Genomic DNA, 13,285 nt, shown 5'->3' with positions numbered 1-13,285 from the left:
CCGTGCACGAGCCCCTTCGCGAGGCGCGCCCCCGTGCCGACTGCCGGCTGGCGCCTGGCCGTGAAGCCGCGCCACGAAGCGGCGTTGGCTGGAGTGAATTGTCAGGCCTCGTGCGCTAGTTCGGCCCGGATCTCCTCACGGCCGAAAGAAAAAGAGCGGCACATCGTCCGCTCTCGTTTCAATAGCACCCAGCGCTTGACCAGAAAGCGCCAGGGCCATTTTTCATTCAAAACAGAGAATCCACTGCTCACACGGCCCCTCGCCAAACCTGCATATCCGTGATCGCCGCCACATCCACCCGCACCGGCAGGATCCCATCCCGCGCGGAACGGTCCGCCACCGTCTGCAGCGCCGTGACATCCGCCTGCGTCACGGGCCGGGCCGCGATGGCCGCGCGCCCGGTGATGATGCGCGAGGCGTCGATGGGCAGGCGCGTGAGCTGGGTGTAGACCTGCGCATACGCCTCGCGGTGGGCCAGGGCCCAGTCGCCGGCGCGGGCCAGGCGGTCCAGGTACTGCACGATGGCGGCGCGCTTGGCCGGGTCGGCCAGGGCGGCCTCGGTGGCGGTAATGAAGCCCAGGGCGGTGTTGATGCCGCGCCCGTCGCGCAGGATGCGGCCGCCCTGCTGCAGGGCGATGGTGTAGTAGGGGTCGAAGATGGCCCAGGCGTCGATCTGTTTCGATGCAAAGGCGGCGGCCGCGTCGGTGGGCAGCACGAACTTGACCGTCACCTCCTCGCGCTTGACGCCCGCCTCTTCCAGCGCACCGTACAGCTGGTACTGCGAGATGCTGCCGCGGGCGGACGAGACAATCACCGTCTTGCCGCGCAGGTCGGCCACGCTGCGCAGCGGCGAGTTGCCTTGCACCACGATGCCCAGCGAGTCGGGCTGGCCGACGCGGGTCGCCACGATCTTGAGCGGGGTCTTGCCCACCGCGGCGGCCAGCACGGGCAGATCGCCCGCCATGGCGGTGTCGACCGCGCCGCTGCGGTGCGCTTCGAACAGCGGCGCCGCGCCCTGGAAGTTGGCCCAGCGCCAGGCAAAGGGCGCGCCGTCCAGCGTCTTGGCGGCTTCGAACAGGGCACGCAAACCGCCCGCCTGGTCGCCCAGCACCAGCGATGCGGCCGGTGCCGGAGCCGGTGCCTGCGCCTGTGCATGCGCGGCCGAGCCCAGGCCCAGGATGCCGGTGGCGCCCACCGACAGCGCTGCCGCCTGCTGCAGCCACTGGCGGCGCGATGTGCCGGGGCGGCTGGGGTGGCCGGCGCTGCCTGCGTCGTCACTGCCGATGCCGTGGCGGTTGCCCTCTGCGTGGTCGATGCGGCCGCTCATCACGCCGCCTTGCGCAGGGTGTGCGCCGCGTGCTCGCCGTCGCGTTCGGCGACTTTGGCGCGCACCAGGGGCAGCAGCTCGCGGCCGTAGTCGATGGCATCCACCAGCGGGTCGAAGCCCCGGATGAGGAAGGTGGTGATGCCCAGGTCGTAGTACTTGAGCAGCGCGTCGGCCACCTGCTCGGGCGTGCCGACCAGGGAGGTGGAGTTGGACCGCCCGCCGATCTCGCGCGCGATGGCCGTCCACAGGCGTTCGTCCACGCGGTCGCCCTTGGCCGCATCGGCCAGCAGGCGCTGCGCGCCTTCGCTTTGCTGCGGTCCCACGCCGCGTGCATAGCCCTGCTGCACGCGCAGGCGGCGGGTGTCGTCCAGGATGCGCTCGGCCTTGGCCCAGGCCTCGTCCTCGGTCTTGCCCAGGATGGGACGGAACGAGATGCTGAAATCCACATGGCGGCCGTGCAAGGTGGCCTCGGCGCGCACGCGGCGCACCAGGTCGCCGGCCTGGGCCAGCGATTCGCCCCACAGCGCGTACACGTCGGCATGCTTGCCGGCCACCTGCAAGGCGGGGGCCGATGCGCCGCCAAAGTAAATGGGCACGCGCTGGCCCTGCAGCGGTTTCACCTCGGACACGGCACCCTTGGCGCGGTAGTAGGTGCCTTCGTGGTCGAAGGGCTTGTCCTCGGCCCACACGCGGCGCAGGATGCCGAGGTATTCGTCGGTGCGCGCATAGCGCTCGTCGTGACCGAGGAAGTCGCCGTCGCGCTGCTGGTCTTCGTCCGAGCCGCCGCTGATGTAGTGAACCGCCAGGCGGCCGCCGGTGTAGTGGTCCAGCGTGGCCAGCTGGCGCGCGGCCAGCGTGGGCGCCACGAAGCCGGGGCGGTGGGCCAGCAGCAGGCCGATCTTCTGCGTGACCGAGGCCGCGTAGGTGGCGGTGAGCAGCGTGTCGGGGCTCGATGAGCTGGCGGGCACCAGGATGCGGTCGAAGCCCGCGTGCTCGTGCGCCTGGGCGAACACGCGCACATAGGCGGGGTCCACCGCCGGGCCACGGCGGGGAATGGTTTCTGACACTTCGTTCGGCTGGATCATGCCGATGAACTGGACGGGCATAGCGGGCTCCTGCGGGATAAGCGGTTGGGGGATGGGGTTGAAGGGCATGATCCGCGCGCGGAGCCCGCGCCCCAACGAAGAAAAACGCGTTTGCAAACTCGCCCTCCGCATACCCCCGGCCCGGGGTGGCGGGCAGGTTAGAGTTGCGTGCGATTCATCCGCCGACCACCCTCCTTCCTCCCCCAGATTCCGCCCCGATCCATGGACCTGCGCGCGCTCCGCTACTTCATCGCCGTGCTGGAAGCCGGCAGCCTCTCGCGCGCGGCGGGCACGCTGTACATCGCCCAGCCCGCGCTCACCGCGCAGATCAAGAAGCTCGAGGGCGAGCTGGGCGCGCGGCTGTTCGAGCGCTCGCATGCCGGCGTCACGCCCACGCCCGCCGGGCAGCAGCTGTACGAAGACGCCCGCCGCCTGCTGAGCGACGCCGCCGCGATGCGCGAGCGCATCCAGCGCCTGCCGCAGGGGCCCGAGGGCTCGGCGACGATCGCGGTGCCGTTCCTGCTCTCGTCGCTGATCATGGGCCCGCTGCTGGCGCACCTGAAGGAGTCGCACCCGCGCATCCGCGTCTTTGTCCTGGACGACCTGAGCCTGATGGTGAAAAAGGCGATGCTCGACCGCCGCGCGGACATCGGCATCCTGGTGGACGCGGCGCAGGTGGAGGGCCTGCACTGCCGCCCGCTGGTGCGCGAGGCCATGTATTTTTGCGGGCACGACCCCGGCGGCGCCGTGCGGGCGCTGCTGCGCAAGCCACCGGGTGCCAACGCCATCGCCGCCACTACCGGCACCGTTGCGGGCGCGGCGGCCGCCACCGCGCGCCCCACCATCGACTTCGCCGACGCCGCCGCGCAGCCCCTGGTGCTGCAGTCGCGCCGCTACTCCATCCGCCAGCGGGTGGAAGAAGCCGCCGCCGCGCGCGGCGTGGCCCTGAACATCGCCCACGAACACGACTCCGCCCGCGTGATCCGGTCGCTGTACGCGTGCGGGGGCGGCTTCACCTTCACGCCCGCCTGCGCGCTGGGCGACGCGCCTGCCGCCGGCCCCGACTGGATGGTGGCCCGCGTGGTCAACCCCGAGCTGACGCGCAGCTATACCCTGGCCACCACCGCCGACCGCGAGGTGGACGGCGTGATGCAGGTGGTGATGGAGGCGCTGATCGCGGTGGTGCTGGAACTGGTGGTGTCGGGGAAGTGGGAGGCGGTGGTGTGAGGATGCCCAGGGTGACATTGCTCGAATCCGCGCAGTACCAGGACCAGGCAGCAGCCACCTTCGCGGCGGTGGCCGCTGAAGTCGCCAGGCTTGTGCCCCACGCCATCATCGAACACATCGGTGCCTCGTCCATCCCAGGCGCCATCTCCAAGGGCGACCTGGACATCTGCTTGCTGGTACCGGCGCAGGACCACGCACGCAGTGTCGAAGCCCTGGAAGCTGCGGGCTACGTGGCCAAGGCCGGCACGCTGCGCACGCCCGCGCTGTGCATGCTTTTGTCAGCCGACACCACCATGGACGTTGCACTGCAGGTGGTAGCGCGTGGCTCGGAGTTCGAGTTCTTTCTGCATTTTCGCGATGCCTTGCGCGCCGACCCTGCGCTGGTAACCCAGTACAACCAGCTCAAACAGCGGTTCGCATCCGATGGGATGGACCGATACCGCGACGAGAAAGCGCGGTTCATCAAGGCGGTGCTGCAGGCCGCAGGAACATCCTGCGCTGCAGATTGATCGCACGCCTTCCCGAAAAACCAGCCGCAGGAGACACGCATGCCATCCACCAGCACCACAAACAACCAGCCCGCCTCCACCCTCATCGACCAGCGCATCGCCGACCTCGCCGACTGGCGCGGCCGCGCGCTGGCCCGCATGCGCCAGCTCATCCACGAGGCCGCGCCCGGCGTGGTGGAGGAATGGAAGTGGATGGGCACGCCCGTGTGGTCGCTGGGCGGCATCCTGTGCACCGGCGAGAGCTACAAGGCGTCGGTGAAGCTCACCTTCCTCAAGGGGGCCTCGCTGCCCGACCCGGCCCGGCTCTTCAACGCCAGCCTGGACGGCAACGCGCGGCGGGCCATCGACATCCATGAAGGCGATGAGGTGGATGCCGATGCCTTCAAGGCGCTCATCCGCGCTGCGGTGGAGCTCAATGCCGCCAGGCCCGCCGGCAGAAAGCCCGCCGCCCGCGCCAAGGCGAAATAGTGTTCCCAGGGTGGTGGCCGGCAGCAAGGCCATCAATTCATCTGATACCTCCCCATCAGCAATCGGTATTTCCCTGATACCCCCGTCTTCTGGAACAGTGGCCCCATGCCCCGCGCTCGACGGGGCCGGTGTTTCAGGAGACAGCCATTACCACCCCCTCCCCCCTCCCTCCCCGCGCGGTCGCCAACGTGGGCGCGCTTGTCGCCAGGAGCGCCCGGACGCACGCCCGGCGCGTGGCCGTGAAGAGCCCCGCGCGCAGCGTCACCTATGCCGAGCTGGAGCAGCGCTCCAACCGCCTGGCCAACGCCCTGCTCGGCCTGGGCCTGGCGCGCGGCGACCGCGTGGGCATCTACCTGCCCAACTGCGTGGAAATCGTCGAGATCGAGATCGCCTGCTACAAGGCCGGGCTCGTCAAGGCACCCTTCAACGCACGGCTGTCGCCCGCCGAAGTGGGCGCCGTGGCGGCCAACAGCGATGCCGCCCTCATCGTCACCACGGCCGAGCGGGCCGAGGCCATCCGCCCGCACGTGGAGCAGGCACTGCAGGGCGGCATGCCTCGCCTGCTGCTGCTCGATGGCGCAGGTGCCGCAAGCTACGAGGCCGCACTGGCGCAGGCCAGCGATGCCTTCAGTCCCGTGCAGGTGCACGAGCACGAGGTGGCCGTGCTGCACTACACCTCGGGCTCGTCGGGCGTGCTCAAGGCGGCCATGCAGACCTTTGGCAACCGGCTGGCGCAGCTGCGCAAGTTCCTCACGCGCTCGGACGGACAGCAGCCCGGGCACATCCTGGGGCTGGTGGGGCCGATCACGCACGCATCGGGCATGCAGATCGTGCCCGCGCTGTGCCAGGGCGTGACCATCCGCCTGTTCAACGGCTTCGAGCCCGCGCGCTTCATCGCCGACATGCGCGCCGACCGCGTGACGCACACCTTCATGGTGCCCACCATGATCAACATGCTGCTGGCCGAGCTGGAGGGCCAGTACCGCCCCCTGCCGGACCTGCTGCGCCTGGGCTATGGCGCCGCCCCCATGGCGCCCGCGCGCATCCTGAAGGCCATGGACGTGTTCGGCCCCATCCTGCAGCAAGGCTATGGCGCGGGCGAGACGACCTCGGGTGTCTGTGGCCTGTCGGTGGAAGACCATCTGTTTGCCCGCGCCGCGCGGCCCGAGCGCCTGGCATCGTGCGGGCGGCCGTTCCTCGAATGCGACGTGCAGATCCTGGGCGACAACGGCCGGCCCGTGGCCACGGGCGAGATCGGCGAGATCGTGGTGCGCGGCGACGACGTCTTCGCGGGCTACTGGCGCGCGCCCGAGCTCACGGCCGAGGTGCTCAAGGACGGTGCGTACCACACGGGCGACCTGGCCCGCATGGACGACGAAGGCTTTGTCTACATCGTGGACCGCAAGAAGGACATGGTGATCAGCGGCGGCTTCAACGTGTACCCGTCGGAGGTGGAAGCGGTGCTGTACCAGCATGACGCGATCGCCGACGCCTGCGTGTTCGCCGTGCCCGACGACAAGTGGGGCGAGGCCGTGGCCGCGCACGTGGTGCTCAAGCCCGGCCACACGGCGGGCGACGAGGTCAGCGCCGCCATCGACGCCTTCTGCGCCCAGCACCTGGGTGGCTTCAAGCGGCCCCGGCGCATCGAGTTCGTGCCCACGCTGCCCAAGAACCCCAACGGCAAGGTCATGCGCCGCGCGGTGCAGGCCCCCTACTGGGAAGGCCGGGGCCGCATGGTGAACTAGAGAGCGGCATCCCCCCGAGGCGCCGCGCGCCCTGGCGCGTCCGCCAGAGGCGGCCCTCGCCCCGCGTCCGCGGCACCGGGCCGCGCCAGTTTCCACATCCAGTCGGCACCACAACCGACAAGGAATCTCGACATGAACAACCACGACATCACCTCCCCCATCCCCGCGCCACTGTTTCCGGGCGTGCCGTTCGAAGGCTCGCCGCAGGCGGCCGAGCTGATCACCCGCATCAACGAGTACCTGCACGGCGAGCTGGCCGCGCTGGCGCGCGAGCATGGCATCGACCACGAGAACAGCCCCGGCAAGGCGCTGCTGCGCCAGGTGTGGAAACGTTCGCACGCGCTGGGCTTCTACGGCATGACGCTGCCTCCGCAGATGGGCGGCCTGGGCCTGTCGGTGCTGGACCATGTGCTCGTGAAGGAAGCGATCTATGCCAGCGGCTCGCCCTTCGCGCCGCATGTGTTCGGCGAGCTGAGCGGCCCGCCGCGCGTGGGCGCGCTGGCGCGCGTCGCCACGCCGTTCCAGCTGCAGAACTTCATCCTGCCCGTGGCGCAGGCCGACATGGCGATCTGCTTTGCGCTGACCGAGGCCGAGGCGGGCTCGGATGCGGGCAACGTGCAGACCCGCGCCGTGAAGGATGGCGACCACTACGTGCTCACCGGCGAGAAGCGCTTCATCTCGGGCTCGCCCTTTGCCGACTATGCGGTGCTGATGGCCTCCACCGCCACCGATCCGGCGCAGCGCGAGGTGTCCGCGTTCTTCGTGGACCTGCATGCGCCCGGCGTGCGCGTGCAGGCGGGCTACAAGACCATGGCGGGCCAGACGAGCACGGGCAACATCGCCCTGGACGGCGCGCGCGTGCCGGCCACCCACCTCATCGGCGAGCCGGGCCGGGGCCTGGCGCTGGCGCTGGGCCGCATCACCGTGAACCGGCTGCTGCACTGCCCCGCCATGCTGGGCCTGGCCCAGGTGGCGCTGCGCGATGCGCGCGACTACGCGCAGCAGCGCCAGCAGTTCGGCCGCGCCATCGGGCAGTTCCAGGCCATTCAGCACATGCTGGCCGACATGGCGACCGACTGGGCCGCCGCGCGCGGGCTGATGCTGGCCACCGCCCGGCAGATCGACGCGGGCGGCGATCCGCGCGCGCAGGCAGCGATGGCCAAGCTGTTCTGCTCGGAAGCGGCGTTCCGCATTGCCGACCGCGCGGTGCAGATCCACGGCGGCGAAGGCATCGTGCAGGGCCGGCGCGTGGAATTCCTGTTCCGCATGCTGCGCATGTACCGGGTGCTCACGGGCACGAGCGAGATCCAGCGCAACACCATCGCCAAGGAATTGCTGGCAGCCCCCTGAGCGGCTGCGCCGCCGCTGCGGCGCGCAGGCCCCGGCCCGGGCCAGGCCAGTTGCTCCGGTCCGCCATACCGCCACAACGGTGCCCCAGTGCGCGAGCGCACCCACCCGACAATCACAAGGAGACAAGACATGACAACCCATTCCCCATCCTCCCCGCGCCGCCGCGCCCTGCTGGCCGCCAGCCTGCTGCCGCTGCTGGCGGGCACGCCCGCCCTGGCCTCCGACCCCTGGCCCCGCCGCGCCATCAAGTGGGTGGTGCCCTATCTGGCCGGCACGGGGCCCGACACCACGGCCCGCATCGTGGCCGAGGCCGTGTCCAAGGAACTGGGCCAGCCCGTGGTCATCGAGAACCGTGGCGGCGTGGGCGGCAACCTGGGCGCGCGGCAGGTGGCCAAGGCCGCGCCGGACGGCTACACCTGGATCTACTCGGGCTCACCGATGGCGGCCAGCATGCGCATGTACAAGGCGCCCGGGTATGACGTGCTCAAGGACTTCCGCCACGTGATCGGGCTCACCAGTTCCGACACCACGGTGATCGTGCACGCGAGCTCCGACATCCGCACGCTGGAGCAACTGCTCACCCGCATGCGCGCTCAGCCGGGCAAGATCGACTACGCGTCGGGCGGCATCGGCACCCCGTCGCATCTGGGGGTGGAGATGCTGCTGAGCGTGGCCCAGGCCGAAGCCACCCACGTGCCCTACAAGGGCGCCTCGGAGATCGTGAATGCCGTGATGGGCCAGCAGGTGACTTTCGGCGCCCCCATCACCTCGGTGGCGTACGCCAACATCCAGGCTGGAAAATTGCGGGCCCTGGCCGTGACCGGCCCCCGGCGCAACCCCAAGCTGCCGGGCGTGCCCACGCTGGCGGAGCTGCAGGTGCCCGGCGTGGAGCTGACGTCGTGGGGCGGTGTCTCGGTGCCCACCGGCACGCCCGACGCCATCGTCGCGCGCGTGCGCGCCGCCCTCGATGCCGCGCTCAGGCAGCCCGCCGTCGTGAGCGCGCTGGAAGAACAGGGCGGCCAGGTCTTCGTGCAGGACAGCGAGGCCTTCACACGCGCTTTCGGCAAGGAAATCGCATTCACGGAAACCATGATGAAGAGGGCGCGGCTGGAGCCGATGTAGCGGCGGCCGGCCGTTTCTCGCCAACGCTTCTCCTTTTATAGCAACTACCGCTGGATGGATGGTCGGCAGCGGCACTTTTCATACCCAAACCCTGGCCGGCCCCGGGGCCGCCCGCTCCTTGACCCCCGTCAAGCAGGCCCGCGCCACGGGCATTTGTCCGACAGGCGGCCGATTCCTTGGATGGCGGGCAGCGCGCCCGCCCCGTCCAAGAATGAATGCAGCGAGTGACATTGCTCGCCTGCCCGCAACACGACAAGGAGAGCCCCATGAACACCCTCTCGAATCCCGTGGCCGAGGAAAAACCCATCGACCCCGACCTGGCCGCACAGGCCGTGCCCGGCCACGGCGTCCCCTCGCAGGACCCCGACCCCGCCGCGCAACATACCCTGAGCCCGAGTGAATCCGAGCGCGAGTCCAAATCCGCCCTGATGGGGGGCGGCATGATGGCCGGAGCCGCCGCCGGCGCGGCCGTGGGCGTGGCGATGGCCGGGCCCGTGGGCGTGTTCGTGGGCGGCACGGCAGGCGCCATTGCCGGCGCCCTCGGCGGCGCGGCCGTGGGCCAGGTGGTCGAACCCGAAGCGCCCAAGGAGCCCGCGGACGAAGCCGCCGAGCCGGGATACATCGAGAAGCCCTAGCTTTCTCGCCGCCCGTGGCCCGCCATTCCCTTACAGAGCCCGCACCCGCGGGCTTTTGTGCTTCGGGGTGGCGCGGTGGCGGCGCGAAGCCGTACCGTGGAGAATCCGGCCCACAGGCCGCCGGAATCCAGGGCGGTTCCAGCCCGGCAGCCCCTCCCCCCACGAAAACCGCGAGGAAGAACCCATGCAAATCACGCTCTCCAGCCTGTTCGTCGAAGACCAGGACCACGCCCTGCACTTCTACACCGCGGTCCTTGGCTTCGAGAAGAAGCATGACATTCCCATGGGCACCTTCCGCTGGCTCACCGTGACATCGCCGGAAGGCGCCACGGGCGTCGAGCTGGTGCTGGAGCCCATGGCCTTCGCGCCCGCGCGGGTCTACCAGAAGGCCTTGTTCGAGGCGGGCATTCCGGCCACCGCGTTCATGACCCATGACATCGATGCGGAGTTCCGCAGGCTTTCGGAGCGGGGCGTGGCGTTCCGTGGCACGCCCCTGGCCATGGGGCCCATCAAGGCGGTGCTGTTCGAGGACACGTGCGGCAATCTCATCAACCTGGTCCAGCCGGGAGCGTGAGCCACCGAGGCCGGGGCGAAATGCTATCTCATTGATAGCTATCAGCGCTTGTCCAACGGCGCTACAAGCCGTTTTCATTCATTTTCCGGGCCCTGACCCCACGGCGGCCCAAGGCCCGGTGCTCAGTGGGGAAAGCCTCCTCGCACAAGGCGCACCGGCTCGGCGTCCATGCGGCGTATGAGCGCCTGCAGGCCATCCACCGGCGCCGTGGCGGCCCCGACCGGCGGCGCGGGCGCGGCGGTGGCCCGGCAGACCAGGTCGTCCTCGGACCACGCGGCCTTGCCGGGCTGGCCCCGCGCACGCAGCCAGCCCGCGCGGTCCACGATCAGCTGGTAGCCCGGCAGTTCGGCGGCAGACACGCCCAGCACCAGGGCCAGCGCCTGCTCCACGGCGCTTTTGTGCTGCGGATCGCCCTGCGGCTGGCACTCGGCATCGGCGCTCGCCGGCAAGGCGCCCGCCACCAGGGTGACCAGGCGCGGGTCATCGGCCACCAGCGGCACGCCCGGGCCCGCCACGGCCACACGCACGCGCTGGCCCACCAGGTCCCGGCTCTGGCGGGCCCGGCCATGGCGGCACTCCACGGCCATGCCGGGCAGGCGCACGGGCCGGTCCCAGGTGCCGGCCTCGCGCAGCATCTGCCCTGCGGCATGGGCCTGCAGGTAGTCCAGCACGTCCCAGATCTCTTCGTCGCGCAGCGCGCTGCCCACGCCCGGCATGGTCTGCACGCCGGCGCGGTTGTGCATGCCTTCGCGCACACGCCAGAACAGCTCGCCGTCGAGCCGCTTCCACAGCAGCGCGCCGTTCAGGTTGGGCGGCCACTGGACCAGCTGTGGGGCATCGGGGCCTTCGCCCCGGCCATCGGCGCCGTGGCAGCGCACGCAGTGCTGCTGGTAGACAGCCTGGCCACGCACGATGCCCCCGGCAGCGAAACCGGTGGGCGACTGGTGCAGGCTGGTGGGCACGGCGGGCGCGAGCAGCAGGTGCGCCTGGGGCCAGGGGGCAAACACCAGCAATGCGGCCGCCAAGGCGATCAGCCACAGACGAGCGCGCTGGAAGGGCAGCGACACCGCCAGGGCCAGCAGCGCGGCCCCCGCGCACAGCAGGGACAGCAGCACCTGCCGCGCGTGGCCCGCGTCCACCGCCAGCATCTCGGCCGCGATGCGGTACCCCCACGGCCATGCGGGCTGGCCATGGACTTCCGGCGCCAGGCCCAGCGCATGCAGCACCGCGCGCAGGCCCTGCTGCGCGGCGAGCAGGCCTTCGAGCAGGCCGTTCAGCAGATCCGGCGACAACCCGCTGGCCTACCAGCTCGCACCCAGGCCCAGCAACGCCAGGGCCTCGTGGCGCAGGGCCGCAAGGCGCGGGTCGCCGCGGTGGCGCGGGTAGGGCAAATCGTTCACCAGCACCTGCTGGATGCGCGCGGGCCGGTCGGAGAACACCACCACGCGCTGGGCCATGAAGAGCGCCTCTTCCACATCGTGCGTGACCAGCAGGGCCGAGAAACCCGTGCGCTGCCACAGGTCCACGAGCTCGGTCTGCATGGTCAGGCGCGTGAGCGAGTCGAGCTTGCCCAGCGGCTCGTCGAGCACCAGGAGGCTCGGGTCGTTGACCAACGCGCGGGCCAATGCCACGCGCTGCGCCATGCCGCCCGACAGCTGGTGCGGAAAGGCCTTGGCAAAGTCCTGCAAGCCGACCAGGCGCAGCGCTTCGTCCACCCGGTGGCGCTGCTGGCGCAGGATGCCGCGCGCCTGCAGGCCCAGGGCCACGTTGTCCCACACGGTGCGCCAGGGAAACAGCGTGGGGTCCTGGAAGACCACGATGCGCGAGGGATCGGGGTCGGTGATGGGCGCGCCGTCCTGCAGCAGCTCGCCCGTGGTCGCGGGCTCCAGCCCCGCCACCAGGCGCAGCAGCGTGCTCTTGCCGCAGCCGCTGGGCCCGAGCAGGGCCACGAACTCGCCGGGGGCGATGGACAGGTCCAGCTCGTCGATCACGTGCAGCGGGCCGGCGGGCAGGTCGAACCAGTGACTCACATTGCGCACGTCGATGCGTGCGCCCGTCACCTTGGCTCCCACACCCGCTTCAGGGGCGGTCGCGGTGCTCACCATTTCACCACCCCCTTCTGCCACGACAGCACCCGGTCGCGCAGCACGAACAGCAAGGTGATCACGCCCGAGAACAGCAGCGCCATCACGATCAGCGCGGCGTACATGTTGGGGTACGCCGCCCAGCCCTGGGCCCAGGTCAGGTACCAGCCCAGGCCGGCCTTCACGCCCAGCATCTCGGCCACCACCAGGGTGGAGAACGCCGCGCCCAGGCCCATGAACAGGCCCACGAAGACCTGCGGCAGGGCCGCCGGTATGGCCACGCGCAGCACCAGGAACCAGGGCGACGCGCCCATGGTGCGCGCCACGTCGTAGTAGTTCTTGTGCACGCCCGCCACGCCCGACCAGGTGAGGATGGCGACCGGGAAGGCCGTGCCCAGCGCGATCAGGAAGATCGCCGTCGACCAGCTGGACGGAAAGAAATAAAAGCTCACCGGCAGCAGCGCCGTGGTGGGCACGGGGCCCAGGATGCGCAGCACCGGGTGGATCCAGTAGCTGGCCTGGCGCGACCAGCCGATGAGCACGCCCGTGGTGAAACCCGCCGCCGCGCCGATGGCGATGCCCAGCCCCAGCAGGCGGACCGATGCGCCCGCGCTTTCCAGCAGGCGCGCCCAGTCGGTGGCGTAGACCTCCACCAGGCTTTGCGGCGGTGCGAAGAACGGGGGCGGCAAGGTGCCCAGCTTGGCGGTGAACACCTCCCACACCGTGAGGCCGGCGGCGATGGCCACCAGCCAGGGGCCGGCCCGCCGCACCTTGTGGCCCACGGGCCCCAGCGCGCCCGCAACGAACGCCAGCACCGCCAGAAGCACTGCCACGGCACCGGCACCGATGGCGAATTCTTCGGTGAACGCCCACTCGCTGAAGCCTGCCGGCTTGTTGGGCCACAGGTAGGTCAGCAGGCCCAGCGCCGCCCAGGCGGCGGCGGCCAACAGGCCCGTCCGCCAGAAGGCGGGAATGGGCCGGGCCGCGCCGAATGCGGCGGACGCGGCCACCCTCGCGGGAGGCGCCGCGGGGCGTCGCGCCCGGGGCGCCTCGGCCACGGAATTGGGCGCTGGCAGGATATGGTCGGCAACGGTGCTCATGGCAAACTCCGGTGAATGTCAGCTCGTGTGGCGATGAGCATCGCCCACAACCCGTGAAA

The 13,285-nt window shown here is 70.6% G+C and carries 13 protein-coding genes; 8 read left to right on the top strand and 5 right to left on the bottom strand.

Annotation, left to right across the window (positions count from 1 at the left end; all coding sequences use genetic code 11):
- Window positions 1–247: 247 nt before the first annotated feature.
- Complete coding sequence (locus AC07OC_RS01475) at window positions 248–1,327, bottom strand: ABC transporter substrate-binding protein (protein ID WP_255591461.1); 1,080 nt, start codon at window positions 1,325–1,327, stop codon at window positions 248–250.
- Window positions 1,327–2,433 carry an LLM class flavin-dependent oxidoreductase gene (locus AC07OC_RS01470; protein ID WP_218341031.1) on the bottom strand — a complete coding sequence of 369 codons (1,107 nt, stop codon included), beginning with the start codon at window positions 2,431–2,433 and terminating at the stop codon, window positions 1,327–1,329. The genes AC07OC_RS01475 and AC07OC_RS01470 overlap by 1 nt, the downstream gene beginning before the upstream one ends.
- A gap of 201 nt (window positions 2,434–2,634) precedes the next feature.
- Between AC07OC_RS01470 and AC07OC_RS01465 the strand changes: the two genes are divergently transcribed.
- From AC07OC_RS01465 to AC07OC_RS01430, 8 genes are all read left to right on the top strand, one after another.
- Window positions 2,635–3,639: a LysR family transcriptional regulator gene (locus tag AC07OC_RS01465; RefSeq protein WP_218341030.1), complete on the top strand. Its 1,005-nt coding sequence runs from the start codon at window positions 2,635–2,637 to the stop codon at window positions 3,637–3,639.
- 11 nt (window positions 3,640–3,650) lie between these two features.
- Entirely contained in the window at window positions 3,651–4,148 is a 498-nt protein-coding gene (locus tag AC07OC_RS01460) for a GrpB family protein (protein ID WP_218294649.1), read from the top strand.
- A gap of 39 nt (window positions 4,149–4,187) precedes the next feature.
- Entirely contained in the window at window positions 4,188–4,616 is a 429-nt protein-coding gene (locus AC07OC_RS01455; protein WP_218294648.1) for a DUF1801 domain-containing protein, read from the top strand.
- 128 nt (window positions 4,617–4,744) lie between these two features.
- Window positions 4,745–6,361 carry an AMP-binding protein gene (locus AC07OC_RS01450; RefSeq protein ID WP_494600331.1) on the top strand — a complete coding sequence of 539 codons (1,617 nt, stop codon included), beginning with the start codon at window positions 4,745–4,747 and terminating at the stop codon, window positions 6,359–6,361.
- A gap of 132 nt (window positions 6,362–6,493) precedes the next feature.
- The gene (locus tag AC07OC_RS01445; RefSeq protein WP_218294647.1) at window positions 6,494–7,711 is read left to right on the top strand and encodes an acyl-CoA dehydrogenase family protein; all 1,218 of its coding nucleotides are present in this window, start codon (window positions 6,494–6,496) and stop codon (window positions 7,709–7,711) included.
- Window positions 7,712–7,840: 129 nt separating this feature from the next.
- The gene (locus AC07OC_RS01440; RefSeq protein ID WP_218341029.1) at window positions 7,841–8,833 is read left to right on the top strand and encodes a Bug family tripartite tricarboxylate transporter substrate binding protein; all 993 of its coding nucleotides are present in this window, start codon (window positions 7,841–7,843) and stop codon (window positions 8,831–8,833) included.
- A gap of 266 nt (window positions 8,834–9,099) precedes the next feature.
- Entirely contained in the window at window positions 9,100–9,468 is a 369-nt protein-coding gene (locus AC07OC_RS01435) for a hypothetical protein (protein WP_218341028.1), read from the top strand.
- A gap of 184 nt (window positions 9,469–9,652) precedes the next feature.
- Window positions 9,653–10,042, top strand: a complete 390-nt coding sequence (locus AC07OC_RS01430) for a VOC family protein (protein ID WP_218341027.1) — start codon at window positions 9,653–9,655, stop codon at window positions 10,040–10,042.
- A gap of 122 nt (window positions 10,043–10,164) precedes the next feature.
- Here the strand turns inward: AC07OC_RS01430 and AC07OC_RS01425 are convergent, their stop codons facing one another.
- Genes AC07OC_RS01425 through AC07OC_RS01415 form a run of 3 tightly spaced genes read right to left on the bottom strand, consistent with a single transcriptional unit; the run spans window position 10,165 to window position 13,226 of the window.
- A complete protein-coding gene (locus AC07OC_RS01425) occupies window positions 10,165–11,334 on the bottom strand; it encodes a c-type cytochrome (protein ID WP_218341026.1) in 1,170 nt (389 codons plus the stop codon).
- 9 nt (window positions 11,335–11,343) lie between these two features.
- On the bottom strand, window positions 11,344–12,147 hold the full coding sequence (locus AC07OC_RS01420; protein WP_218294642.1) for an ABC transporter ATP-binding protein: 804 nt from the start codon (window positions 12,145–12,147) through the stop codon (window positions 11,344–11,346).
- A complete protein-coding gene (locus AC07OC_RS01415; protein ID WP_218341025.1) occupies window positions 12,141–13,226 on the bottom strand; it encodes an ABC transporter permease in 1,086 nt (361 codons plus the stop codon). The genes AC07OC_RS01420 and AC07OC_RS01415 overlap by 7 nt, the downstream gene beginning before the upstream one ends.
- Between the last annotated feature and the right edge of the window lie 59 nt (window positions 13,227–13,285).

Source organism: Acidovorax sp. GW821-FHT10E04 (assembly GCF_059415185.1).
This window is presented reverse-complemented; position numbering and strand designations above follow the sequence as displayed.